Annotated in this window: 27 protein-coding genes, 2 tRNA genes and 1 pseudogene; 7 read left to right on the top strand and 23 right to left on the bottom strand. The window is 49.0% G+C overall.

Features of this window, described 5'->3' with window-relative positions; translation table 11 throughout:
* Positions 1–24 precede the first annotated feature (24 nt).
* Positions 25–198, top strand: coding sequence for a hypothetical protein (locus IPF95_10495; GenBank protein ID MBK6475122.1), 174 nt, complete (start codon positions 25–27; stop codon positions 196–198).
* A 10-nt stretch (positions 199–208) separates the two neighbouring features.
* Here IPF95_10495 and IPF95_10500 read toward each other — a convergent pair whose 3' ends face one another.
* Entirely contained in the window at positions 209–1291 is a 1083-nt protein-coding gene (locus IPF95_10500) for an iron-containing alcohol dehydrogenase (GenBank protein MBK6475123.1), read from the bottom strand.
* Between the two features lie 154 nt (positions 1292–1445).
* Here IPF95_10500 and IPF95_10505 point away from each other — a divergent pair, with 154 nt between their 5' ends.
* A complete protein-coding gene (locus tag IPF95_10505) occupies positions 1446–2150 on the top strand; it encodes a hypothetical protein (protein ID MBK6475124.1) in 705 nt (234 codons plus the stop codon).
* 61 nt (positions 2151–2211) lie between these two features.
* Here IPF95_10505 and IPF95_10510 read toward each other — a convergent pair whose 3' ends face one another.
* The 3 genes and pseudogenes from IPF95_10510 to IPF95_10520 form a co-directional block, all read right to left on the bottom strand.
* Positions 2212–3207: an IS4 family transposase gene (locus IPF95_10510; GenBank protein ID MBK6475125.1), complete on the bottom strand. Its 996-nt coding sequence runs from the start codon at positions 3205–3207 to the stop codon at positions 2212–2214.
* Between the two features lies 1 nt (position 3208).
* Positions 3209–3975, bottom strand: a pseudogene (locus IPF95_10515) (IS5 family transposase).
* Positions 3976–4052: 77 nt separating this feature from the next.
* Positions 4053–4334 (bottom strand): DUF4372 domain-containing protein, encoded by a 282-nt coding sequence (locus IPF95_10520; GenBank protein MBK6475126.1) that lies wholly within the window; start codon positions 4332–4334, stop codon positions 4053–4055.
* A 145-nt stretch (positions 4335–4479) separates the two neighbouring features.
* On the opposite strand from IPF95_10520, the gene IPF95_10525 reads away from it, so the two are divergent.
* Complete coding sequence (locus IPF95_10525) at positions 4480–5310, top strand: T9SS type A sorting domain-containing protein (GenBank protein MBK6475127.1); 831 nt, start codon at positions 4480–4482, stop codon at positions 5308–5310.
* Between the two features lie 147 nt (positions 5311–5457).
* On the opposite strand, the gene apaG is transcribed toward IPF95_10525, so the two are convergent.
* From apaG to IPF95_10540, 3 genes are all read right to left on the bottom strand, one after another.
* Positions 5458–5844, bottom strand: a complete 387-nt coding sequence (gene apaG / locus IPF95_10530; GenBank protein MBK6475128.1) for a Co2+/Mg2+ efflux protein ApaG — start codon at positions 5842–5844, stop codon at positions 5458–5460.
* 141 nt (positions 5845–5985) lie between these two features.
* Complete coding sequence (locus IPF95_10535; protein MBK6475129.1) at positions 5986–8379, bottom strand: gliding motility-associated C-terminal domain-containing protein; 2394 nt, start codon at positions 8377–8379, stop codon at positions 5986–5988.
* Between the two features lie 171 nt (positions 8380–8550).
* Entirely contained in the window at positions 8551–9894 is a 1344-nt protein-coding gene (locus IPF95_10540) for a DUF5103 domain-containing protein (GenBank protein ID MBK6475130.1), read from the bottom strand.
* A gap of 132 nt (positions 9895–10026) precedes the next feature.
* On the opposite strand from IPF95_10540, the gene bshA reads away from it, so the two are divergent.
* Both bshA and IPF95_10550 read left to right on the top strand, forming a co-directional pair.
* The gene (gene bshA, locus IPF95_10545; GenBank protein MBK6475131.1) at positions 10027–11157 is read left to right on the top strand and encodes an N-acetyl-alpha-D-glucosaminyl L-malate synthase BshA; all 1131 of its coding nucleotides are present in this window, start codon (positions 10027–10029) and stop codon (positions 11155–11157) included.
* Positions 11158–11166: 9 nt separating this feature from the next.
* Complete coding sequence (locus tag IPF95_10550; GenBank protein ID MBK6475132.1) at positions 11167–11727, top strand: hypothetical protein; 561 nt, start codon at positions 11167–11169, stop codon at positions 11725–11727.
* 9 nt (positions 11728–11736) lie between these two features.
* Here the strand turns inward: IPF95_10550 and IPF95_10555 are convergent, their stop codons facing one another.
* The 5 genes from IPF95_10555 to IPF95_10575 all read right to left on the bottom strand — a co-directional run bounded on the left by IPF95_10555 (position 11737) and on the right by IPF95_10575 (position 15681).
* Positions 11737–12813, bottom strand: coding sequence for a CoA transferase (locus IPF95_10555; GenBank protein MBK6475133.1), 1077 nt, complete (start codon positions 12811–12813; stop codon positions 11737–11739).
* A 151-nt stretch (positions 12814–12964) separates the two neighbouring features.
* Positions 12965–13048: transfer RNA gene (locus IPF95_10560), tRNA-Leu, on the bottom strand.
* Positions 13049–13102: 54 nt separating this feature from the next.
* Complete coding sequence (locus tag IPF95_10565; protein ID MBK6475134.1) at positions 13103–13318, bottom strand: hypothetical protein; 216 nt, start codon at positions 13316–13318, stop codon at positions 13103–13105.
* Between the two features lie 925 nt (positions 13319–14243).
* Positions 14244–14316: transfer RNA gene (locus IPF95_10570), tRNA-Lys, on the bottom strand.
* 162 nt (positions 14317–14478) lie between these two features.
* Positions 14479–15681 (bottom strand): hypothetical protein, encoded by a 1203-nt coding sequence (locus IPF95_10575; GenBank protein MBK6475135.1) that lies wholly within the window; start codon positions 15679–15681, stop codon positions 14479–14481.
* Between the two features lie 182 nt (positions 15682–15863).
* Between IPF95_10575 and IPF95_10580 the strand changes: the two genes are divergently transcribed.
* Entirely contained in the window at positions 15864–16349 is a 486-nt protein-coding gene (locus tag IPF95_10580; GenBank protein ID MBK6475136.1) for a shikimate kinase, read from the top strand.
* Between the two features lie 45 nt (positions 16350–16394).
* Here the strand turns inward: IPF95_10580 and IPF95_10585 are convergent, their stop codons facing one another.
* The 11 genes from IPF95_10585 to IPF95_10635 all read right to left on the bottom strand — a co-directional run bounded on the left by IPF95_10585 (position 16395) and on the right by IPF95_10635 (position 24229).
* Positions 16395–16895 (bottom strand): phosphoribosyltransferase, encoded by a 501-nt coding sequence (locus tag IPF95_10585; GenBank protein ID MBK6475137.1) that lies wholly within the window; start codon positions 16893–16895, stop codon positions 16395–16397.
* A gap of 31 nt (positions 16896–16926) precedes the next feature.
* Positions 16927–17634: an SIMPL domain-containing protein gene (locus tag IPF95_10590; GenBank protein ID MBK6475138.1), complete on the bottom strand. Its 708-nt coding sequence runs from the start codon at positions 17632–17634 to the stop codon at positions 16927–16929.
* A gap of 41 nt (positions 17635–17675) precedes the next feature.
* Positions 17676–18464, bottom strand: coding sequence for an SAM-dependent methyltransferase (locus IPF95_10595; protein MBK6475139.1), 789 nt, complete (start codon positions 18462–18464; stop codon positions 17676–17678).
* Positions 18465–18661: 197 nt separating this feature from the next.
* A complete protein-coding gene (locus IPF95_10600; GenBank protein MBK6475140.1) occupies positions 18662–19033 on the bottom strand; it encodes a GxxExxY protein in 372 nt (123 codons plus the stop codon).
* 398 nt (positions 19034–19431) lie between these two features.
* Positions 19432–19971, bottom strand: a complete 540-nt coding sequence (locus IPF95_10605) for a 1-acyl-sn-glycerol-3-phosphate acyltransferase (protein MBK6475141.1) — start codon at positions 19969–19971, stop codon at positions 19432–19434.
* 1 nt (position 19972) lies between these two features.
* On the bottom strand, positions 19973–20905 hold the full coding sequence (locus IPF95_10610; protein ID MBK6475142.1) for a phosphatidate cytidylyltransferase: 933 nt from the start codon (positions 20903–20905) through the stop codon (positions 19973–19975).
* Between the two features lie 5 nt (positions 20906–20910).
* Complete coding sequence (locus IPF95_10615) at positions 20911–21510, bottom strand: CDP-alcohol phosphatidyltransferase family protein (protein MBK6475143.1); 600 nt, start codon at positions 21508–21510, stop codon at positions 20911–20913.
* 75 nt (positions 21511–21585) lie between these two features.
* Positions 21586–22068 carry a hypothetical protein gene (locus tag IPF95_10620; protein MBK6475144.1) on the bottom strand — a complete coding sequence of 161 codons (483 nt, stop codon included), beginning with the start codon at positions 22066–22068 and terminating at the stop codon, positions 21586–21588.
* A gap of 17 nt (positions 22069–22085) precedes the next feature.
* A complete protein-coding gene (rlmD, locus tag IPF95_10625; protein ID MBK6475145.1) occupies positions 22086–23528 on the bottom strand; it encodes a 23S rRNA (uracil(1939)-C(5))-methyltransferase RlmD in 1443 nt (480 codons plus the stop codon).
* Between the two features lie 139 nt (positions 23529–23667).
* Positions 23668–24000, bottom strand: coding sequence for a hypothetical protein (locus IPF95_10630; GenBank protein MBK6475146.1), 333 nt, complete (start codon positions 23998–24000; stop codon positions 23668–23670).
* A complete protein-coding gene (locus IPF95_10635) occupies positions 23990–24229 on the bottom strand; it encodes a hypothetical protein (protein ID MBK6475147.1) in 240 nt (79 codons plus the stop codon). The genes IPF95_10630 and IPF95_10635 overlap by 11 nt, the downstream gene beginning before the upstream one ends.
* A gap of 112 nt (positions 24230–24341) precedes the next feature.
* On the opposite strand from IPF95_10635, the gene rocD reads away from it, so the two are divergent.
* Entirely contained in the window at positions 24342–25598 is a 1257-nt protein-coding gene (gene rocD, locus IPF95_10640) for an ornithine--oxo-acid transaminase (protein ID MBK6475148.1), read from the top strand.
* The last annotated feature ends 695 nt before the right edge of the window (positions 25599–26293 follow it).

Genomic DNA, 26293 nt, shown 5'->3' on the forward strand with positions numbered 1-26293 from the left:
TTGCCATTTCAACAATGAAAAATAATGAAAATTGTCCGATCCACTAGTGCCGATCAGCATTTGCAGTTGATCGACTGGATCAGCGCAGATATTTATCATTTCAGTGTCGTCACTCCGGGCCGCGAACCGGAGAGCTTTCTACTCTTTGACCAAGCAGGCGCTAAATCAGCTAATCAGCTGATCATCCACATCAGCTGATCCTCTCTCCTCACATCCTCCGATACCACCCCTTGATCCGCTCCCTGTCCAACACCTTCTGCCACTCCGGACCAAAAGGATGATCCCACATGTGGGGTAGGTTGTACGCCACTTCAGCCATGGCAGAGATCGTCTCCTCACTCCAATCCTTTGCAAGGTTCTGTGGAATGGTCACGTTCAAATGTTTCACCATGCCTTTGAATTCCTGCACATAGTCGCCGTACACATCATCCAACTTATCATAGGCGATGCAATTGGCAATGCAATGATGGATCTCCAGCACCATGCCCAGTCCGTAGCTTAACGCGTGGCAAACACCGACCTCGCTGTACGTAAGACTGAGGCCGCCCATATAGCTCGCCACCATCAGGTTCTCGTCACTCTTCGGGTCTTTGCGATCTAGTTTCAGGAAAACTTCTCTGCACAGATCCAAGGCCTTTTCACTGTATGCTTCGCTGAAGGTGTTCTTCTTGGTTCCGGTGATGGCTTCCACGCTGTGGATGTACGTGTCCATGCCCGTGTAGAACCATTGATCGGATGGTACCGTTGCGATAAGATCGGGATCGAGAATGATCTGATCGAACACCGTCCAATCACATTTCAACCCCAGCTTTTTTACCGGACCGGTGAGTACGGCCGTCATACTCACCTCTGCACCTGTACCGCTGATCGTGGGCACACCACAATGGTAGATACCTGGCTTCTTGATCAAATTCAACCCTTGATACCGAACACTGCTTCCTTCATTGGTGAACATCAATGCTGTGGCTTTCGCGATATCCATCAACGTGCCACCACCAATACCCACAATACCTGCTGGCAAACCACGTCGTTCCAGAATGTCATCGCGCAATGCATCCACTTGTTTCGTACTCGGCTCTTTCAACGAACTGATGAAGTGGACCTCGTCCTCTGGCTTTGCCGGAATACGCTTGGTAAATGCCGTCTTGTCCTTGAAGTAATCATCGACAACGAAAACCATGAAGCCTTTTCCCGCAGAGCGGTTTGGTTCCAGAACAGATTCGAGCATATCGAAGGAACCACGGCCATAACAGGTTTTTGTAACGGACTTGAAGTTGCGGTGTACGTTCATGGTTGTTGATCGGATGATCAGAAAATTAGATGATCAGACAAATGATAAGGAAGGAACACCGTCCTTTACGTGACTATTCTTTTGATGCAAAGGAACGAATAGCGAGTGAGTGGGAAAAATGGACAACAATAGCTTGATCCTCCAGCATTGAATCATGCGCCTTTTTCTGACTGCGGCATTCTTGTTCATTGGGTTCTTGGTATTCGGCCAAGGGTTCAATAAACGGTACGATGCGTTTGGGAATGGCTTTTACCAGCAGGCCTTTAATATCGAGCGTGTCGATAGTGGCTACGTTATTATTGGAGGCACAGAAGATTACGATACCATTGCACCTGGCTCGTACTACTTTCATGCTTCGGTTCTATTAACATGGATAGACGAAATGGGCGTTAAGCGAGGCGAGAAAAAAGCATGGAGGGATTTGCATAATACCACAGTGGGTTGGTCTAACTGTTGCGATACCATACCCGGAGGTGGTTATGTGGTGGGCGGTGCAAGCGAAGATAGTTTGGGAAATGATGAGGTATATTTAATGCGTTTTGATACACTGGGTGATACGCTTTGGACAAAGGTGTTCGGCGATGCAAATCTAAACTTTTACTACATCGGGCGCCAAGTGAAACAAACTAATGACGGAGGTTTCTTAATTGTAGGAGATACTGACCAGAACGGACCCGTGCGCGGTTTTGCGTTAAAAACTAATTCTAATGGCATGGAACAATGGCGGCGGTTTTATGATTGGGGAAGTTCCTGGAATGATGCTCTGATATCGTGCGCAAATATTTCAGAACGGGATTTGATAATGGCCGGAACACGAAATTTTTCATTCACGAACCACTGCCGTCCGGAACAATCCTAGCTCGGCAGATTGACGTTCTGGAAGACCTGGTTTTGTTGAACTGGTCTGCTGGACACTAAAGTTAGGGTGGTCCGAAGTTAAAAAACGTAAGTTGTTGAGTTGGTGGCGATCCGAAAAGTGTAGGATCATCAGGGCTCAGCAACAATTCCTTTAGATCCACATAACGCATTAAATGCAATCGCACTAGGCCCACCATCGTTGAATATGCTGGCTGGATCTTGAAGGAGAATAATTTGCGCTTGATCGTTACCAATAGATCCGCGATCAAGGCGCACCAGATCTGGATCCGGATCGCGTTCTCATTGTCACCTAGGAAGTCGGTAAACTTCAGGTTCTGCTTGAGACGCTTGAATAGTATCTCAATTTGCCACCGCTGTTTATAGGCTTGGGCTACGTTCACCGGTCCCATTTTACCCATGTTGGTAATGAATTGCAAGGTGCGTTTGAAGGTCTGGTCGTAGTAGGTTATCAAGCGCAACAGTATAGGGTTGAGTTCGCCTTCGTGGCCCAGCAGAACCCATTGGTCTTTGAGTACTCCAGCCTTCTTGGCGCTTGCGCTTACCGTGCGATCGCGAAGTATTTGCACCGTGCTTCGCAGGTTTAGGCGCGTAACAAAATGCACCCCGGTCTTACCCCAGTGCCTATACAAAGGGTAGTTCATGTACGCCTTGTCGAACACCAATATGGTTCCCTTGGCCATGTTCTTGAACTCAGGCATGAACTGCTTGTCGTTGGTGGCCGCTTTGGTAATCCGAATCAGAGATGGCACTTCTTCAGTAAGGTGCATACCCATGTGGACCTTCACCCCGCCCTTGCGTTTTCCGTCGGCAGGAGTGCGCCCACAAGCCTTCATGATCTCTTTGAAAAGTGTAATTGTGGTTGAGTCTACCAAGAACAAATTACGTAGCCAACGTTCGTTCTTTGGCAAACTGCTGTCCGATAAATAGTGTCTATATCGGCGGTATATGTCCGCAAAAACCCTAGCGAACAACTCTGGTGGCCGCTTCTTATTCGCATCGCTTACGGTGCTGCGTTTGGGCAGGTGAGTAGAAGCCATCTCAAAAATAACTTTTGAGAATTATCATTACGCAAGCCAACTGCACCATGCCTAAGAAGAGGTCTGCATGGTATTCATACCGAACGAATGTACGGCGCGAGTTAAACAACCACGCGAACAACCTTTCGACCTTCCAGCGGCGTTTGTAGCGCCGTAATTCCCGTCCATCTTGATGCACTTGTCGTTTTCTGTTACTCCTGTGCGGACATACCAGTTGGATTCCGCGTTTCTTCAATGTGCGTCTTAGTTTGTCACTGTCGTACGCCCTGTCGGCGATCACACGTTTGGGCTTTATGGCACACGAACGGATCGTCCTATCGGCTAGCTTTACTTCATGGGTGCTGGCGCTAAAGGCCCGTACGGTGAGAGGAATACCAACAGCGTCTGTGACTGCCATGATCTTGGTGCCTTTCCCTTTCTTAGTAGGTCCAACACAAGCCCCCCCTTTTTTGGCACTTGCGAAGGTGCCATCGATAAAGCATTCGGTAATGTCGATCTTCCCTCGATCGCGTAGATCCGATGCAAGAGCATGCAGCAGTTTATCCCAAGAACCGCTCTTGCACCAGTGTTTGTGGTACCGATGGCAAGTCTGGTATGGCGGGTATCTGCCAGGTAGATCGCCCATGGTGCACCGGTCCGGCATATCCACAAGATCCCGTTAAGCACCGCACGTGGATCTTGTCTGGGCCTGCCACGTGTTTCGCTCTTATGAAAAATACTTGTAAGCGGTTTTTCCAACACTTCCCATTGCTTGTCGCTGATGTCCATCGCTTTTCTTAGCGAAGTACATTGCGCCAAAGAAGAAGATCAACTGGAACATTAAAAAGTTGATCAAAGCCCAGTGTTCATAGATAACTTAGGCAATGCTTATTTTTGAGATTCCTTCTAAACCCGAAGTGTTTCAGACCTTCGCTATAACCCGCTAAACCACTGGTGAGTTCGCGAAGCCCTGAAGTTCTTTGCAACACGGCAAAAATCATAGACCCCATCAAGGTCCATGTATTGAGCTTCTTTACAGCGAAGTCTGCACCGGTTTCAACTACCGCATTATGGAAGTCTTTTCGGTTGATAAGCGATAACAGCTGTCCGTAAACCGGAGTTCCAGCCTTTGCCTTAATTTTGCCCATGGTACCATTAATTATGGAAAGGGATCCGCGACGCAATCAGGGGTCCCTTTCCTATTTTAGCAGTGCAAAATTATCCGGTCCGTTCTATTGTTCCGGACGGCAGTGATTCACGAACAATGATTTCTGGGTACAACGTACCGATAGTTTGGGCAATGTAAAGTGGCGAGTAAGTTGGGGTGGGCCTTATGACGAAGGTGCTTGCCAATCGTTTGTACTGGCGGATGGGAATATAGGAATTGCAAGTGTTCTGGGCCACGCAGAAAACTATGCATTAACTCGCCCGTATCTCGCCAAACTCGATAGCTCTGACGGCTCAATAATATGGGAACGCGAATACGGTACGCTTTACCCAAATAATGGTTTCATGGCCGGCAAAGAATGTCCAAATTCTGATTTTGTTGCCGCAGGTTTTTCATTTCCTAGTCCGGGGTCACGTAAAGGCATAATTTTACGCTCAACAGCTCAAGGAGATAGCTTATGGATGTTCAGCTACTTTTACCAAGACAGTATAATGGACAACGGTAGAGGGCAGTTCTTTGATGTAATCCCCACCTTAGATGATGGTTTTATTGCTGTTGGCGGGGCGTATAACCCAGTTAATCTACCTTACCCACCAGGCTACAGTCAAGACACCTGGGTAGTAAAAGTAGATGGCCAAGGTTGCATTGTGCCCGGCTGCAATAATGTTGGTATAACAGAGCAAGCTACTAACCTACAAGATGCACTAACACTTTTCCCCAATCCTGTTGCAACCGGCCAACCACTTAACTTGCAGTTAGACCTGCCGCCTTCTCTTGCCAACCAACCTTTGCAACTAAACGTGGTTTCTTTGGATGGCCGCGTAGTACATCAACAGAACCTTGCGGGTAATGGAGCGCACTCGTTGGCGTTACAACCCTTGGCTTCCGGAGTTTACTATGTGCATGTTGCTGCGGGTAGTAAATGGTTAACTGGCGGTAAGTTTGTTGTGGAATGAGCAGCGTGTGCAGCTACAGGCTACGGTGTTGTGTGATTGAGCGCGTAGCCACAGGCGACGCGGAGAGGGGTATTGCTAGTACGCAGACAGCAACAACCAACAACTCAATTCCAACAGATCAATTCTAACAACCAACGTCCACCCCCCTCAATTCGCCGCAACAGGAAACCCCAACTGCATCTCAGGGATCGTCACCTTGAATTGGTAACCGTCGCCGGTACGTTCCATCAGGTACCAACCATTCATACTGCCGAATGCACTGCGTAGCTCGCAGGCACTTCTGTACGTGAATTCCTGGCCGGGTCGTAACACGGGTGTTTGACCAATTACGCCGGGGCCATCCACTTCATGCATGGGTGAGAGGCTATCACGGATGAACCAATGCCTGTGCAAGAGCTGCACTGTATCACGCCCTGTATTGGTGATCGTTATGCGATAACTGAACAAGTACCGCGCAGCACGTGGGTCGCTCTGTGAGCGTTCATAGCGGGGTTCAGCCGTTATGCGGATATCGTTGCTTACTGCGGTTGACATTGCTGTGAAGTACAAGTTTACAGCAACACGATCGAAATGTCGAATGTGGAACGATTTTTTTAATCGAGTAGTACATCGAGCAAAGCCGAGCCGGATCTTTTCTCTCTTCCTAGCTAGTACATCTCGGCTCCGTTCGACGTACTAGCGGACCAAAATCACATGCCCGGTATGTTCATGCGGATAGCCTTCCGTATCAATGATCTTGATCTTCCAGACATATACGTCATTCGGGGCATTGGCACCGTCCCACACATCGGTCAGCGATCCGCCAGTGAAGATCGCTTCACCCCAGCGGTTGTATATGGTCAGTTGGAAAACCTTTGGAGTGCGGATACTGCTTTGGACCATGAAAACGTCGTTGATATCGTCGCCATTCGGAGTGAACGCATTCGGCACCCAGAGCGCATATCCATCTTCCACACAGAGTTCCAGTTCCGCGTTATCGGTACAGCCATGTGTACTCGTTACATCCAACGTAATGGTATAGCAAGCAACTGAATCGAACGCAAAAGCGGGTGATCGCAACGTACTTGAACTATCCAGTACGGTTCCGAAATTCCAGATCCATGAATCAGCGTTCGTACTCTCATCGATGAACTGAACCAGTGGGTCCTCGATCGTTACAGCCGCAGGTGATGCTGAAAAACGTGCTTCCGGCACAGGCCACGCATGGATCAATTCTGGCATGATGATACTGCCCGGACACCCATTCGCATTATCGGCTTCCGTGGAAGTTAGCGTTACGTCATGCCCGCCGGCCTGAAAACAATGTGTAGGTGAGATCCCATCTGCCGTTGTGCCATCGCCGAAAACCCAGGTGTACGTTGTATTCGGTGCAGGAACAGTGCTGAACACAACGCATAACGGTGAACAGCCCGCGGTAATATCTACTGAGAACGTAGGTGCCAACGATGTTCCCTGCGCCACAATGATCGTTGCTTCATCGCTGCCGCATTGATCGCTTACCGTAACCGTGTATGTTCCGGGGCCTTCCACGTCTATGGTATCGCCTACAGCACTGGTGTTCCACGCGTATGTTGCGCCGCCACTTGCTATAAGGGTAACCCCGCTGTTGGGGCAAGTGGTAGCTGGTCCGGTAACATTGGCGGTCGGTAACGGTGTAACTAGGGTTGAAATGCTATCCGTGCTTTGTCCGCATGCGTTAGTAGCTGTTACAACGAACGTGTCTTCTGAATTCACGTTGATCGTGGATGAAGTGCTACCAGTGTTCCAAGAATAGGTGCTGCCTCCGGTTGCCGTCAAGATCAATTCAGTGCTTTCACAGAACGTGGTCGGTCCGTTAGCGGTAATTTCAATGATCGGAGGGCCATCGACCTGCAATTGGAACGGTGTACAAACAGTATCTGAGCAGCCGCCGATCGCGCAGAACTGCAGATCAATGGTGCCCGATTCTGTACTGCCCGGCGTGTAATTCGTACTCAACGCAGTAGGTGAACTGAAAACGCCCATGCCGCCATTCCAGAAGAAATTATTGGTGCCTTGCACGGTTGCACTCAATGCTGCACTAGCACCACAGCTCACTGGGGCCGGATCTACATTTATGACAGGTGGCGCTAGCGTGATCACTTCCAATTGATAGGTGCCACAGACCGTATCGCCACAAAGTCCAACGATACAAAATGAAAGTGCCACGTTCCCGGATTCATTCGGTGCCATTGTGTAGGTGGTGCTGATACCATTCGGTGGATCGAATTCGCCTTGACCACCACTCCAGTAACTGGTGCTGAAACTTCCTGTCGTTACTGCATCCAATTCCAAACCTCCCCCGCAAAGTACTTGGGTCGGGGGTGTCGTAATGGCCGTGCCGAAGGGCGTGATCGGGGCTTGACATCCGTTGTTGAAGTAACTCACGGACGGTGCACCCGGCCAAGAGGCAGCTATACTTGAGCCATCGTTCTCTGTATACGAACCGCCATAGGTGCCGTATATATTCACCATCTGCGCTATGTTATAGGCTACCGTGTCACTGCAAGCAGGCACCGAAAGAACGAACGTGCGATAACTTGATCCACTGGTTGGAAAGCTGGATAAAGCGCCAATGTTGCTGGTGTTCTTGAAGTGCCCTAAAGTGTTCCCCGCGACCTGGTAGATCACATACAGCGTGTCGGCAAGCAGCGCAAAGGAGTTGCCCGTAATGCAGATATCCGTGCTTGTGATACCCAACACACGTTTTCCAGCCGGAATGATGCCACCTGGTGGTTCGATCAACCATCCACAATTCGTGATAGTGCCGTTCAACATAGCCGTTAGGTCTGCAGTGACCCCGTTCTGTATCCAACCTAAGAAGCCGTTAGGCGTTGCCCATTGCGCGGTAAGCTGGTTCAAAGGGATAGGCGCAGGACCCACGATGAACCGGAACATTTCATTGGTGCCTTCCTCAGCGCCTGGGCATGCATTATTGCACGCATCTGCAAGCACGTTCTCGATCTCCAAACATTTCGTTGGGATCTGAGCAGTACTCCGCTGGAACGCAATCACAACAAACAATAGGAAGACCAAGGAATACCTCATCATTTACACAGGTACAAAGGTCGGGTGTTTCAGGTGTTTTGAGGAGGGAAAGATTGAATACGAAATGCCTCAAGTCGAAGAGCGAAATCACATTCTCAACGACTGATCACCGACAATTGACCATTCTTCATTTTTCATTTTACATTCTACATTTTTTATTCTTCCTTCAAACACTCACCCGCGTCTACTGTTCACGAATTTCACACCGACCAACCGATCGCAGCGCTGTATACGATCAGTGAAGTACACGAGGACCACGTAATCATTCTCGGTTTGAAAATGGGTTCCTTCGATGGCTGTAAGGTCCGGAACGCTCGAATTCTTCGGCAACGTAACGAACATGAAATCATAGAACCCTTGCTTCAATAATGCACGCAATTCATAGGCTTTATTCTCCGGATTCCATGTCATACGAAATTGTTTCTGACATTGGAAATCACTGAATGCACCGTACGCGTAAACATCCTCCATCATTGGAGCTGCCATCGGCATGCTGAAATGGATCCCCGTATAATCCGCTCCCAACGGATCATCATTCACCAGGTCATTTTTGATCAAGTACCTCCCGTTCAGGTCCGGCTGTTCGAAGTACACGCGGATATTGCGTTTGATCTCGCTCACAAGCTTTACTTCATACACGCCTTGCCCCGGACCGGGATCAATGCTTGCGATCCGCGGTGTCATGAAACGCAAGTTCTTCAGATCATAGTTCCGGTATTCATTGTTGCCCATGAAAAGACCGGGCTCCGGGAAATCATACACAAGTTCTTTGTCACGGACAAAGCGTGGTTTGAATCCGGTGCGTAGGTCGTCCCATCGCATATTCTGCATCATGGCTACGTGTATATCGCTGAAGGGATCTTGTATTGGCAACGAGGCGGTGCGTATCGTAAGGTCTACTTGTTGCGCTTGGTCGCGCAGTTCGACATTCCGGCTCGCCGCAACGCGTGCTTCGATACCCACGATCTGCTCGAAGACCATGAAGCGACGTGTCAAGACCAGGTCTTCTTCATCAGAATCGCGATAGACCTTCAATAAATAATTCCCCGATCGCGTGAACTGCATCATGCCATTGGGTACTTCCACTTCGTACTCTATGAATTGTTGCAATGTGTTGAAGCTCTGGCGGCCGGCAGGGATGTAATCGTTCATAGCACCGGTGAGGTATTGCCCGGACATCAGATCGCTTTGTTTCCAATTCGCATCACAATGAACTACCGTGTACGATAGGTTCTCTGTGTATTGCTGTAGGTCATCGAACCGTAGAATAAGGGATTCATCGCTGTTCAACTGGATCAAAGGAGGTGCGAGCTCAAAGCCTTTCTTGAACAACTGAACGGTATGGATCGTGGGGCTATACACCGCATTCTCCATCTTCAGGACCTGCGGGGAATAGTAATCATCCGCTGCTCGACTGGTTGTGGAATTGTGCGCAGTTGCACAGCTAGAGATCACGAGTGTGCATCCAATGGCCAGCACAAGTGATCGATGGTTGCGTGAAAATGGAACTAAAAGCATGGGTTTTTTCGGGGGGATGAAGTTACCGCTATCGAAAAACGTACCGGATCTCTGGTCTTTTGGTCATTCAAGATCCCCGACCTTTGCACCACGCTGATGCGGAATAAGTATCGCGGTCAGTGGGAACGGTAAATGCGGATAGGAATTGTTTGTTACCCGACTTTTGGTGGTAGTGGTGTTGTGGCCACGGAGTTAGGAATGGCGCTTGCCAATAAAGGCCATACCGTTCATTTTATCACATATGACAGGCCTGTGCGACTACGCGATCACCCGAACGTTTTCTACCACGAGGTGCGTGTGAGCGATTATCCGTTGTTCGATTATCAACCCTATGAATTGGTGCTCACAAGCAAGTTGGTGGATGTTGCCAAATTCGAAGGGCTTGATCTGGTACATGTGCATTATGCGATCCCGCATGCGTCGGCGGCATGGATGGCACAGAAGATCCTAGCGGCCGAAGGGATCCGATTGCCTTTCGTTACCACCTTGCATGGAACGGATATCACCTTGGTAGGCCGTGACCCAAGCTTCGAACCGGTGATCACATTCAGCATGGAGCGTAGCAATGCCGTAACCGCTGTTTCGGAGAGTTTGAAGAAGGATACCTATTCCCATTTCCCGTTGAAGCGTGATGTTGAAGTGATCCCCAATTTCGTGTGTATGGACCAATACCAGCATGCTCCGGACCCAGCGGTTCACAAGCGTTATGCGCCAAATGGTGAGCGGATCCTTGTACACATTTCCAATTTCCGCCCTGTGAAACGGGTGGATGACGTGCTGCATATGTTCTATGCGCTTCAAAAGATGATGCCCGTTCGTTTATTGATGATCGGAGATGGTCCGGAACGGCAACGCCTGGAGAATTTGTGTAGACAGAATGGTACGTGTGATACCATTCAGTTCCTCGGGAAAATGACCCGGCCGGAAGAGATCCTCGCAAGTTGCGACCTGTTCGTTCTGACCAGTGAGAGCGAGAGCTTTGGTCTTGCTGCACTGGAGGCCATGGCATGTGGCGTGCCGGTGGTGACAACGAATACCGGTGGTCTACCCGAAGTGAATATCAATGGCAAAAGTGGATTGCTGAGCGCTGTTGGAGATACACAAGCAATGGCAGCAAATGCTTTCGAGATCCTGAAAGATGATAATACCTTGGCGAACTATCGAAAAGGAGCACTTGAGCAGGCCGCTACCTTTGACCTGAATATCGTTTTGCCGCGCTACGAGGAGTTGTATGATCGTGTAGTAGCAGCGGTGAACGTTTGATCGGAAGGGATGAGGTCGATCAGTGAACGAATAACGATCGAACGCACACCGGATCGAACGAGTGTGGTCGTTAGTGCGCGGTTGCCCAAGGGTAAAGAAGCGCTATTGATCACGTGGGCGATCGCTTGGATCCTATGTGGCGCTTATGTCATTTACGCACGAACTGAACTGGCGGAAGATGATCCACTTCGGCAGTACCTGCTGGCCTTTCTGGCCTTTTGGGCGTACTTCGCTTTCAAGATCGGTCGTGTTGTGCTCTGGAGAACAAAAGGATTTGAATTGTGGCGGATCAAGGACGGCTCACTGACCATTAAGGATAGCATTCTTGGCTATGGAAAAGCGAGCACCTACTTCGTTGAGAACATTCAGAAGCTCGGCTTGCTGAACTTCGATGAGACATCGATCAAGTGGCAATTGAACGACAGTCCTTGGGTTATGGGTGGTGAACGGTTAGGCTTTGAATACCTTGGCAAGAAAGTGATATTCGGTAAAGGCATTACGGATGAAGAAGCACGGAACGTGCTATCCCTGCTTAAACAAGCTTTAACGGAGGAACGGAAGAGATCCTGATCGTTTTTGTTACCGTTCGGATATCCGAAATGCATTGCCCCTGATACGCCGTGTTTCCGCTCCATCGATCCGGCTCTCCAGGATCATGGCCTTGGCCGCTGGGGTTGCCATAACCTCATCCATTGTTCGCACAGCCCCGCATGGCACACCAGCGGAGATCAACTTGGATAATAGTTCATCGCGATCGTGGTCGGCGAATGCAGGGGCCAAGATGTGGCCGAGTCCTTCTCGGTGTTGCACGCGCAACGTGTTCGTCCTGAACAAAGGCGCTGTTGCAGTTCCTGCCAGATCCAAAACCTCGCAAAGAATTGTGAATTGCTTATCACTGCCAACGGCGAGAACGATCCGACCATCATCGGCACAAGCGAAAACTTCGCCGTATGGTGCAATATTCGGGTGCAACGAGCCCATTGGTTTTGCAATAGCACCCGCCATCAAGTAATTGCTTGCCTGATTGATCAGTCCGGTCAATGCGGCTTCTTCCAACGAGACTTCCACATAAGAGCCGCGTCCTGTGCGCTCACGCTTCAGCAAAGCCAATAGCAACCCCTCCTTAAGCTGGTGAGCGGCCAGCACATCGATCATCGCGATCGGCAATTTCGCAATGTGGTGTTCATCGGTGCCGGTCATGCTCAGATAGCCGGCCTCGGCCTGCAAAACCACATCGAACGCGGGACGATCCGGCTGGTCCGCAAACCCTTTGATGTGGCCGTGCAGTATGGTAGGGTTGATGCGGCGGATGCGCTTTTCCGTAAGGCCTAGCTTTTCAGAGTCCGCCGCCAAATGGTTCGTGATCAGAACGTCGGCTTTGGCCAATAGCGCATCGAATTGCACCCGGTCCTCGGCATTTTTAAGATCCAGGAACAGGTGCTCTTTCCCCCAATTCACACTGCTGAAATAGGCGCTAACAGTAGCAGCTGGGTCTTCATTTGCTAGCTTCCATTGGCGCGTAACATCGCCCCCGGCACGTTTGTTCTCGATCTTGATCACCCTCGCACCGAGTTCCGCAAAGTGCATACCCACGCTAGGGCCAGCTAAGATCGCCGCTGTTTCCAGAACAAGAAGGTCGGAAGGCAAATGGTTCATATCGGAAAAGACCCAGCACGCATAAGCGGATGGGTCATATTCAGTGCCCATCTGCCTTTCCGCACGCTGTCGCGCCTGCGGTGTTCGAGTCCAGTCGCGTGTGAATCTAAATATAAAAGCCCTAGCTCTCGCTAAGGCTTTTAAACAATTGTGCCCAGGACTGGACTCGAACCAGCACAGCCTTTCGGCCACACGCCCCTCAAGCGTGCGTGTCTACCAATTTCACCACCTGGGCAGGTTTGCAGCTCTGCTGCGCGGCAAGGGGCGGCAAATATAATGAGTTGCGGTGTTATTCGGAGTCACCAAGTCCTGTCATTCGTCTTTGGCGCATTTCTGTGCGGATACGAGCTAGTTTATCAGCTAGTTCAGCGCGTTCTTCAGGATCATGGTACCAGTGGTACAAGAGGTTGCGATCCATTGCGGCGCAGTCCATCTCGGCAATGTACCGGATCTCAGAATCCGCATCTTCTTGCGGGATAGGGTTGCGTTTCGGCTGTGCGTTCATTAGCGTATGGTAAAGGAATGGCTCACCAGTACGGCACGCAATACCTGTATCTGGGTAATTTCCGGCAATGACCTTGTGACCCTATTTAGCCGGATCGAACAAGAACAATATGCCTTTTCGTTTTCTGAGATTCCGCTGGGGCTTACCGTATTTCACCTCCGGCTCCTACAGTATGAACTTCTCGCTCCATCGGGGTATTCATCCTTCGACAGGAGTTCATATTGAAACTAAAAAGCTCCCCATTTCTGAGAAGCTTTCTGTGACCCCGCTGGGGCTTACCGTATTTCGCCTCCGGCTCCTACGGTATGAACTTCTCGCTCCATCGGGGTATTCATCATTCGACAGGAGTTCACATTAAAACTAAAAAGCTCCCCATTTCTGAGAAGCTTTCTGTGACCCCGCTGGGGCTTACCGTATTTCGCCTCCGGCTCCTACGGTATGAACTTCTCGCTCCATCGGGGTATTCATCCTTCGACAGGAGTTCATATTAAAACTAAAAAGCTCCCCATTTCTGAGAAGCTTTCTGTGACCCCGCTGGGGCTTACCGTATTTCGCCTCCGGCTCCTACGGTATGAACTTCTCGCTCCATCGGGGTATTCATCCTTCGACAGGAGTTCATATTAAAACTAAAAAGCTCCCCATTTCTGAGAAGCTTTCTGTGACCCCGCTGGGGCTTACCGTATTTCGCCTCCGGCACCTACGGTATGAACTTCTCGCTCCATCGGGGTATTCATCCTTCGACAGGAGTTCATATTAAAACAAAAAAGCTCCCCATTTCTGAGAAGCTTTCTGTGACCCCGCTGGGGCTTACCGTATTTCGCCTCCGGCTCCTACGGTATGAACTTCTCGCTCCATCGGGGTATTCATCCTTCGACAGGAGTTCATATTAAAACTAAAAAGCTCCCCATTTCTGAGAAGCTTTCTGTGACCCCGCTGGGGCTCGAACCCAGGACCCCAACATTAAAAGTGTTGTGCTCTACCAGCTGAGCTACAGGATCAATTCCCCTCCCTGGAATCGTTGCCGATTTTCGATTGGGGTCGCAAAAGTAAGGATCCCTGCCATATCACCAAGCATGATCCAAGAATATGTAGAAATGATCCATTCAATAATTGATCCTACGACCCTGTACGGCGCATTTTCAAAGCTCATCCAGATACTCTTAATCCTTCTTTTCCTCAATGATCCCTTGCCGCTGGAATGGTTTGCTCCTGTCGAATAGATAACGGAAGGTGGCAAGTGTGCGATAGTTCTCCGCACCTAGGTTCTTACACACCTTGATCATTTTCGGATTGAAATCACCGATCCAGGTAAGGACGGTGTCCTTGTACAGTTTCTTGTCGACGATCTGTTTCTCGCTGAATGTAATTAGCGCACCTTCAATGCCTTTGCCTTGGTATTCCTTCGCTACGCCGAATACGATCCCCGTAAGATTCTTCACCGTTCCTCGCCATTTGTGATACAGGAACTTGAGCTTACCGATCCAATTGAGATCGCCGTTGACATATCGGAATATCTCATTCATTTCTGGCACGCTTATGTACATTGCGATCGGCAACTCTTTGTAGTACACGAAGATCAGCAAACGCTTATCAATTATGGCTTTCATGCTATTTACCAACTTGAAGGCCGTGGCTTGCTCCATCGGTTTGAAGTTTTCATGATCCACCCATGCACTGTTCAGTACCGTGCGGAGATCCGAAGCGATCAGCTCAATACTGCGGCCTACACTATCAGCCACTCGGTAATCCGGGTCGCGCTGTATCTGTTCGTATTTACGCCGGAATATCGGCTGGGCTGGTAGGCTAGCGGATCGTTTGAAGAACAATTGATTGTAGTAGAGCTGAAAGCCATAGCCTTCAAGAAGCTTCCTGTAGTATTCAGGATTGTAGTTGGTCCCGTAGATCGGGAAGTCCGTGAAATTCTCGATCAATAGACCCCAGAACATATTGCGGTCTCCTAGGTTCACAGGGCCGTCCATGGCCTCCATATCCTTGCTTTTCAGAAAATCACGGGCCGTATCGAATAATGTATTGGCTGCTTTCTGGTCATCGATGCACTCGAAAAAACCCATGCCACCCGTAGGTTGGTCGTTCTCCCATGCATTTTTGGGGTTCACGAAAGCGGCTATTCGGCCTATGGGTTCACCTTTCCCATCGCGCAACAACCAACGCTCTATATACCCTTGCTTACCCGTTTCCTTATCAACTTTCAAGAGCTTGTTCTTCTCCAGATCAAAGACCTTTTCAATATCCTGCTTCAGGTGAGGGATCCAATTGGGGTCATTCTTGTAAATACGCCAAGGAAGTTTCGTCCAAGCATTCAATGCACTGCTGTTACCGGGTTTGATCAATTCGATCTGCATACCTTATTCTTGCTTAATGTCCTGTTTGTTTTCATTCGAATGGTGAACGGTCCAACGTGACCGCTTGAACAGATCGCACTCGAATGGAATGGGGCGACGAAGTTCTAGATACTCAGCGATCTTTGCACTGTAAAATGTTGAACCTGCATCAAAAGCCGAAGCGTATCCTTCTCATTGGATTCATGTGTTCCGGTAAATCGACCGTTGGGCGTGCGTTAGCAAAGGTTCTGGATCTTCCGTTCATTGATATTGATCGAATGGTTGAAGGGCGCGTCGGGCCGCTTGTACCTTTCATTCAGCAAAAAGGTGAACAGACCTTTCGCGAATTGGAGAATGAACTGCTCAATGAGCTCTTGAAAGGCCCGGATGCCGTGATAGCAACGGGTGGAGGTACACCATGTTCCAACAACAACATGGCACGCATGAACGCTAACGGTATTACCGTTTGGTTGGATGTGCCAATGGAGTACTTGATGCCATTGATCGAAAGAAAAGGCGGTGACAGGCCGTTATTGTTCGGTTTAAAAGGCGCAGAGTTACGTGATCGCGTGATGGAGCTATATACGCCTAGAGAACAGATCTATGCTGAGGCGGATCTGATCGTCCAAGCAGGTGCTTTACCATCAATCGTTGTAGAGCGGATCGCACTTGCCTTGAAAAGTTGGTAGTTCAAGCGCTCTTCCGCAATGGAAAGTGATAAACCCGTCTTGTGATCATTTCAAATACACAACATCCTTCTTGCCCAACTCCACGCTAATATGCTCTTGGACCGTGGTGCTTAGGGTGAGACCAACAATGTCCGCACGGATAGGGTAGGTGCGATGCAAACGATCGACAAGCACTACCGTGGTTAATTTTTTTAGTGGCACTTTGATCAGGAAGGATGCGGCGTGCATCAATGTCCTCCCGGACATCAACACATCGTCAATAAGGATAACAACACGATCCTTCAACTGTGAATGATCCACTGAAAGATGAACAGGTTTTTCCAATGGTACGTCCTTATCCAACTTCAATTCGACGTACTCTGTTTTCAACGGCGAGATCTCACTTAGTAACTTGCCAAGACGCGTTGCTACCGTTGTTCCACGCGGTGATACCCCTACTAGGACGATGGCCTTCTCTTCGTAGTTCTGCTCATACAATTGATGTGCAATGCGCTGAAGCTTGCGTTGAACATGGTCGTGGTCCAAGATGATGGTGGGCTTGGTCATACCTGCGGATCTACGTTCGCTCTGGATCGCTCTAATCTACCAGACCGAAACGGAAAACCAGTGTTTTGGACTTGGTTGATTGCAGTTTCCACCTGTTCTCCTTCATCATTTCCTCCTTCGCAATTCCAATGATCGTATCCAAGAACGAATAACCCGTTGAGGTGCTCGCCGGATCACTCACACTGATCAATTTACCCAACTTACGACCACCCAATTTAGCGAGTGCCTCGGCCTGAACTTTGGCTTTGTCAAAAAGGCTTGTCATGAAAACCTGTTCTTTCATAGGCAATACATCCATTTCCCATTCGTGAACGGATCCATCGCCCTTGGAATTAGCTCTAAGATAAGTCACCAATCGCTTCAATTCCGTTTCGTTCAATACCGTTATCCGCAAGCTGGATGCACTGTTGTCGTCCTCGTCGTAGGATGAGATATTGTATCCGTCGGCGGCAGGAGCATCCGTCACGGAAAAACCTTCCTTCACCAAGCTCTTTGTCAGTTTTTCACTGAGCTTCTTGTTTTCCTCAGCAACTTTTTTCTGCAATTTCTCCCAATCGGTATCTTCCTCGTAGACCGCATCGGTACCCATTTCCGTGCTTGAAGGCGTATAATCGTAGGTGATCTGCTTGATCTTTACTGGTAACGTATCGGTAATGCTGAGCTCGATGTAGGTTTCGGTCAAGGTTTGGGCATTGGCTGTGCCGATGAATAGGACAAGAGCGATGAACAGATAGCGCATGGTGTGTTTGTTTGGGCCGCAAATATCGGACATATGTGCGGTTATTCTGAGCGAAGGTCCGTTATATGATCAAGTCGTATCTCTGTTCCTGTGTGCAATTTGAGCAGTTCAACTTTGTCCTTGATGAACAGGTCGATGATCCGTCCTTCAACTTTCTCGCCGTTACTCAAGGTGATCGTACACCACTTTTTCAGTGTTGCATTTGCTTCGAACGTATCGTAGAGGTTGCAATCGATCGGAACATAGACTTCTGTCTTCTTAGCTGAAAGCCAGAGCTCACGACCTGCTCTCGGAGCGATCGAGTTATAACAGCGTTCCATTGAAACAGTTGGAAAATAGGGGGTGAATATCGGTTCATAGATCGATCTGTTTCCACCGAAAGGCGGACGGTCCGTGTTCAGCACATCATCGAAAAGTACACCGACCAATATTCCGCCAGGCTTCAATAATTCATGCATTTTTTGAACGTATGTTTTGCGTACGACCGGATATAGCGTACAGAAGAAAGTCTGTTCCAAGATGCGATCGTATGCTCCCTCATGATCGAAAAGATCGCCCACCAACAAATGGTCTTTCGGAAATTCGGGGCAGCGTTGCAAAAGATCGGCAAAAGGCAGATCCGTTAGATCGATAACGAATACGTTATTGAAACCAAGGCGATGCGCATACTCAGCTTCGTAAGCCCTTCCTGCCCCAGGGAACAGTATCCGCAAGTCCTTATCCGTGAGTTGGTCGAGGTACTCCTTCAGTGGTGTGGATGGTCCGCCAAGATCCCAGCCTGTATCGGAGGCGAGATACCGTGATTCCCAGAAATTGCGATCCAAGTTCATGCTGCGAAGTTCGGTAGTAATGACCAATGAACAGGGGAAACATGCTCTGATGACTTAGATCCTTGAATGAAGCAGATCGAGCTTATTCAGCTTGTTTTTTTACCGTTAATGAACGTAGATGGACGTTAATTAAATGCCTGCTGTACTTGCTTCGCTATTGATCAACAGTGTTGAAAAGCAGGCTCAACGAGCCAAGTTCAGACGCGGTTCCAGACTGTGCGCCATTTTAGTTTTGCGTGTTTGAAGTTGATCAGTAACCCCTCTTGCTTATTGGTCACACGCAGGTAGCTCAACATTTTTCCTATCTCGTGATCTCCAATTAGTTCAATGGTTTTAGTATCTACCACTATCAAATCATTTACTACTAGATCGGGTACGTATTCGCCTATTTGTATACTTCGATAATGTACTGGATACCTTGGTTGTTGAGCGAAAGGAATACCTTGAGCTTCCATCTCAATACATAGAGCATTTTCGTATATTTTTTCGTGGCATCCATGCCCAATGTTGTTGATGACGGTCATTGCACATCCAATTATGTCCTTTGATCCTATAGTTCCGTCAGTCATTCTTGTATCATGAAATGTAGAAACATATCTCTGCTACAGCGCGACTCATTCAACCTAGCGCACAACTTGATTAATGGAAGATCTTCATTAACGTTCATACACGTTCATTGACGGTTGGATCTTCCTGCTCTAAAGTTAGGCGCACTCTGTCTATCGTACAATATGGAGTTAGAATTCCAATCACTATCATGTGCTGAGTCGGATAAGGTGTACTTTGATCTCGAAAATTTACGGTCCAAGTTCATATTGCGACATTCGGTAGTGGAATTACTACATTTCTATCTCTCGCTCTTCAATACTCAACGATCCTTGAGCTGCGCAAGCCCAAGAACATCACGCTCGATCTGATCGGTGATCTCTTCGGGTATCACGGATGTTACCAAGGTCGGTTCTCCAATTTATAGTTTACCTGGATGCGGCAGGATCAGGTTATCGCCTTTCGGTAGTGACATGCCAAGTCCGCTCATGAACGCTGGCACATAGTGGATATGCGGCCTTTGCGCCAATACGATCCCCACACCTTTCTTGAACCGTTGGGTGATCTCCGGTTCTCCGCGGGTGCCTTCGGGAAATAGGATCAATGAATCGCCAGCATCCAACGCAGCAAGCATTAAGCTGATCGGATCCTTCGTGGCGTCTTCAATATTCCGTTTTCGCGGGATCAAAAGTGCATTCACGAAAAAGCGCGTTGCCCACGCTTGAAATCGACGTTTGCCGAAATGGTCCGCAGCTGCAACAGGGCGAACTTTGTGTACGATCGCCGATGGCATTGCCGCCATCAACGTCATGGTATCCAAATGGCTATTGTGATTGGCGACTACAATGAATTGAGGCACACTTTTCAAAGCACGTGCTGGGCCGAACTGTACGCCGACGATCAGCTTCAAAAAGAACCGGCTGATCACTGAGTAAAGGAGTCGCAGTGTGATCTTATGCATATCAATAGTAGATCCAATAGATCACGTGGAATACAGCTGGGGCCGTATATGCCAGCGAATCGATACGATCCAGGATGCCTCCGTGGCCTGGGATGGAAGAGCCTGTGTCCTTTACGCCAATGTCGCGCTTTATGGAACTCATGACCACATCGCCAACGAAGCCTGCAAAGGCCAAGAACGCACTCACGCCAACTGCGACCCAACCATCCATTGGCGTAAGAAAACTCAAGCCATAGCCTATCGCACTGGTACTGATCAAACCACCCAAAAAACCTTCCCATGTCTTGTTCGGACTCACTTTTGGAATGATCTTATGCTTGCCGAACAACTTGCCCCAGGTGAATTGCATCACATCGTTCAATTCCGTCATCACCACCACGAAAAGCAATAGCCCACGACCATCCGTGGCGGAGTCCGGGTGATCGGGGAGTGAGAGCATATAGGCCAGATGGCTGATCCCGAATACGGTCAACATCAAGATCCATTGCAATTGGGCCATGGATTTCACGATGCCTTTGGTATCTCCTTTCAAAATAAAACGCAGTGGGAGCAACAGGAACATGACCACTGGAATGAAAATGATGTACGCGCCATACCAACCGACGTAGGCCAAATAGAACTGTACCGGAATGGAAAGGAATGCCCAGAAGATCGCGCGCCTATCGCTCTGCCGAAATCCGAGCAAGGCATACAATTCACGGAACGCCATGAAGGAGAGCAGCGCAATGGCGATGTAAGAAATGCGACGATCTATAACTGCCGCTGCAATGAATAACGTTGCCATCACCCACCAGCTACGTGTCCTTGCCTTCAACTCATCAACGCCTTTCACCTTGGTGAAGCGACCCAGTATAAAGAACAGAAGTGTAGCGAAGATCAGGATCCCGAATATGATCCCTATCACAAGTAAAAGGTCGGGGTGGATGTTGAACATCAGGTTCAGTTGGATAGAGATCGCTTGATGCGCGTGAACGTGCTGATCGCTAGTAGGGCGATCATAGCTGCCAAAAGCCAAGGTAGGACGGAACGCATCTCAACTCCGCATGCTGCCAACACGCCATAAAGACCGAACACCAATGCACGATCGCTCTTGCCCATTGGACCATCGTACCTGCGTCCTGATCCGATGACCTTACCCATGAAACCCGCGAATTCATTCACTGGGCAAAGCACCAAAAAGACAACCGCTAAGAGCACATGGTCCGAAGCGTATTTGATCAAAGGAAGATAGATGGCAATGTCGCTCACTACGTCACCCAATTCGTTAAGAACCTCCCCCAATTTTGTTTGTTGATCGTACTGTCGAGCTATCATGCCATCGATCGCGTTCAATGCCATGCGCAGTAAGAGACCGATGGGTAGAACAAGAAAGAGCAGTGGATATGCATCGGCATGCCAGAAGGCCAAGCCAATACACAAGGAAAGGATCAGAGCCGAGATGGTGACCTGGTTCGCTGTGACCCCCTTACGATGCAATGCAGAAACGACCGGCTTCAAGAGCTGTTGAAAGCGTGATTTAAGGTCGTAAACAGATGGCATTGGTTTGCATATTATCTCACACCAATAGTACCACTTTCTAAATATGCCGAGAATATGAAAAATGAGGCAAGTGATCTACCGACGCCTTTCAGCAAGTTGCTTTGGGGCATATCGTTCGATCGGTAGCCCAGTAAATTGAGCAACATTATTTGCGAGCGATCGTGCTTCTAATTCTGTATCGCATGCCTTTAACAGGAACTTCTTGCGCTGTGTTGCATCCACAAGTGTCACATCTTGATTCTGTTCAGCTAGGTCCATTGCCACTTGACCCCTCGAGTACATGGTGCTGACCCGGCGCTTACTCAGGATCACGATGGCCTTATAGGGAGTTGAAGGTTGCCAATTACCCCACCGCAATCCGAACAACGACCCATATTCACGTATTTGTGATCGATCAGTATGGATCTCGGTCCCCACTTGGTAGAACGCCATGGCCAATATCGGCAGACCAATGAGGACTATACTCAAAGCAACGCCAACGATAACGATGAGCCAACGCATGGCACTGGGAAAGAATGCACCTTGCTCAATTACCAAGGACGATCTATTCACGTTCATCAACGTTCATTAACGGTTTATTCTTTGGTTGTTCTCCGCACCAAGCGCACCACATTCTCAACATGGTAGGTATGCGGGAACATGTCTATCGGTTGTACGAAGTCGATAAGGTAGCTGTCATTCATTAAGGCCAGATCGCGTGCCTGCGTGGCTGGATTGCAGCTCACATAAATGATAACTGGGGGTGCTAATTCCAACAGTTGGCGGACCACTGGTTCATCCATTCCGGCGCGCGGTGGGTCAGTGATCACGACATCCGGTTTTCCGTGCTTGGAAACGAATGCTATATCGAAGATCTTTTTCATATCTCCAACGGTAAAACTCACGTTCGTGATCCCATTGAACTCTGCATTCAAATGGGCATCTGCTATGCTCTCAGGAACCAACTCCACACCGGCCACATGCTTAGCTGCGCCTGCTACGTAGAGCGTTATGCTGCCTGCGCCACAATAGAGGTCGTACACATTCTCTTTGCCTGTTAGACCTGCAAGATCGCGTACCAATTTGTACATCGAAACAGTTTGCACAGGGTTAGTTTGGAAGAAGGTCTTTGGCCCGATCCTGAAACGCAACGGTTTACCCCCAGGGCCATCGGCAAGTTCCTCTACAATGTGATCACGACCGTGGAATACGTGTACATCAAGATCAAAGATGGTGTCGTTCTTTTTCGTGTTTACCGTCCAGAGTATGCTTGTGAGTTGTGGAAATGCCATGAGGAATTCCGACAGCAATCGTTCGCGGGCATCAATGTCTTCATGACCAACAGCAAGCAATACCATGGTTTCTCCGATGGTTGTTGTGCGGATCAAAAGCGTGCGTAGAAAACCGACATGTGCACGTTGGTCATAGAAGGTCAATTCGTTTTTGCGCCCATGATCCCTGAAGAAATTGCGGATACTATCGCTGGGTTCGGGTTGAAGAAAGCATTCGCTCAGATCAAGTACACGATCGAAGCGCCTCGGAATATGGAATCCCAATGCGTTCTTGTCCTCGATCTCACCTTCGTGACCTACCTCTTCCGTTGTGAACCACCGGCTGTTACAGAAACTATACTCCAACTTGTTCCGGTAGTATTTCAAACTTGGCGAAGCCATGATCGGCGTTACCTCCGGCAGTTCCAGACCTCCAAGACGCTCCAAGTTATCGATCACTTGTTGCTGTTTGTATTGGAGTTGTTTGGTGTAGGTGAGGTCTTGCCATTTGCAGCCACCACACGTACCGAAGTGTTTGCAGAACGCGGGGATCCTATCTGGTGAAGGTGTTACGATCCGGGTCATGATCGCTTCGGCGTACTTACTTTTCTTCTTCGTTACGCGCACGTCCACAACATCGCCTGGCACTGCTCCGCTAACGAATACAACGAGTCCTTCATGCCTAGTTATTGCCTTGCCCTCCGCACCGGCGCTTATGATCAATAGATTTTCATAGGTCAAAGGCTCTTTGTACTTGGATCTGCGCATGGAAAATTCTTAATGGATCTGAAATGGGTTGGTAAACTGGATGGCGACTATATGAAAAACAGAAAGCGGCGAGAGGAGCAGACCTTGGCTTTAGCTTGAAATAGCCTATGTCAGAATGTGAACGCGGCAAAAGATGGATCTAGTCGAAATCGATCTTGTTCAAGGTTTGCTGAATCTTTTCTGCGTCTGGTGTTTCCATTTCGGACTTGTCAAAAATGCTGAGCAAGAAAATCTTCTCACGGAGGGCTACAACACACGTAACTACTCGTGCGCCTCCACTTTTTCCACGTCCTTTACTTGTGATGGACATTCGGATCTTATAGCAATCATTACCAAGTGCAACTCCCTGTTGAGGCTTACTTTGTAATGAAATAGCTAAATTTTCGATGTCACTAATTATAGACGGGTACTTCTTTTTCAATTGTTTAAGATCCTTCGCAAACTCAGGAGTTGGTCGAATTTCATAAGCCATCCAAAACTTCTCTTAAGCTGGGTAAAGGCTTTTTCCCTGAAAGGTCATCTTTCATGGCTTGTACTGACCTCCGGAGCTTTGCTTCCAAGTCAATATCCTCGGCACTTCGTTTCTTGGAAATCGCTTTAATTGGCGCCTTCAATTTCACAAAATCAAACTTCGAAAGTAATTCAATGATGAACTTTTGTTGCGAATCGTCAGTCAATTCTATTCGGATCTCTGTAGCCATGTTCAGTCAAAGATAAGCGATCCATAGATGGAATGTGTTCTACGCTACCAACCAAACCACACAATTCCAGTACCTTTGCGGCCTTACTGAATTAAGCTGTTGCCACGTACAAATGGAGATCACTACCAAAGCACATACAAAGACACAAAAGGCTATCGCGCTCGAAGAAAAGTATGGTGCGCATAATTATCATCCTTTACCCGTGGTATTGGAACGTGGATTAGGCGTGCATGTGTGGGATGTGGAAGGTAAGCAGTATTTCGATTTTCTATCAGCATATAGCGCCGTGAACCAAGGCCATTGCCATCCGCGTTTGGTGGCGGCCATGCAGGATCAAGCCGGTAAGCTCACGCTGACCTCACGCGCTTTCTACAGCAGCGATCTTGGTGTCTATGAACAGTTCGTTTGTGAGATGTTCGGTTACCAGAAGATGCTCCCCATGAATACGGGTGCTGAAGCCGTGGAAACTGCGCTGAAGATGGCCCGTAAATGGGGTTATTCCAAGAAAAAGATCGCGACGGACATGGCTAAGATCGTCATGTGTGAAGGCAATTTCCACGGTCGTACGATCAGTATTATCAGTGCTAGCATGGACCCGGTAGCGCATGATCTGTTCGGGCCGTATACCCCTGGTTTCGAATTGATCCCGTATAATGATATCCCTGCGTTGGAGAAGGCGTTAGAGGATCCTAACGTGTGTGCGTTCCTCGTGGAGCCGATCCAAGGAGAAGCAGGTGTATTCGTTCCTGCGGATGACTACATCGCTAGTGCTATCAAGCTATGCAAGTCGAAGAACGTGTTATTCATGGCTGACGAGGTACAGACCGGTATAGCGCGCACGGGCAAAATGTTGTGCAGCGACCACAGCGGCGAACGTCCGGATGTTGTTATTCTCGGTAAAGCAGTGAGTGGTGGTATGTATCCCGTGAGCGTTGTGCTTGCAGATGATGCTATCATGGACGTGTTCACACCCGGAACACACGGCAGTACGTTCGGTGGAAACCCAATGGCCGCGCGCATTGCAACAGAAGCGTTGACCATTGTGAAGGAGGAGAAATTAGCCGATCATGCGCTTCGTTTGGGCGAGATCTTCCGTGCCGAAATGAATAAGCTCGTGGCGGAATACCCTTATGTGAAATTGGTCCGCGGAAAAGGCCTGCTTAATGCTGTTGTGATCGAGTCACGCAAAGCTGCCGATGGTTCTCCGAAGACCGCATGGGAGTTGTGCCTGATGCTCCGCGATAACGGATTGCTCGCCAAGCCAACACACGGCGATATCATCCGCTTTGCACCACCGTTGGTGATCACCGAAGAACAACTGATGGACTGTTGCCGCATCATTGCGCTTAGCGTGAAGCAGTTCGCTTAAGTGATCGGATCATAGTTCAGCTATCAAAGGATTACGTACCTGCAATTTTGGGAAGCGACTGAAGGCGCGGTCTGCGTTCCAAAATTCATTAACGCCATGGCTGAGACCTAACGGTTTGGCGCTTGGCAAAGAAGCGGATTACGAAGAGCTGAACTGTCTGCCAGCGCTGAACATGATGCGAAGCACAGAGCTTCACCTAAGCACTGAACCCGCTTTTTTGCCAAACGCCTGTGTGTGCCCAGCATGGGCCAAGAACACTACCGCAAGGTAGTATCGTTCTTTGAATATCCAGAGGGTGCAAGTCCCTTGCCGGCGAGTTGTCGAACCTGCCTGCGGTAGGCAGGGCCGGTTAGCAAGGCGCAAGGTGGTTGGGGGTGACCTCTGCACTGAAGGAAGCGCGACTGCAAAGGTCCGTACCGACGAATAGAAACCGCATAAGGAGGCCGCTGTGGGCGGGTAAGCAGGCACATCACTGCAAAGCCCTTGGACAACAAGCTCATGGAGGTAGATGCGGCGGGGATGGACCGAAGGATATTGCCCTTACCTGGGGGAGATCTCCATGGTCCGCCGTACGGCGGATGTAGTGGAGAGGTCAGCAGAGGTCGTAGTAGTGGTTGGATACGAGCCGTCACCGCGAGGATAAAGGCGGAGGTCTCACAAGCCCATGAAGGACCGAACGTTGAGGTGTTCCAAAT

This window comes from Flavobacteriales bacterium, assembly GCA_016704485.1.
Taxonomy (GTDB): domain Bacteria; phylum Bacteroidota; class Bacteroidia; order Flavobacteriales_F; family PHOS-HE28; genus PHOS-HE28.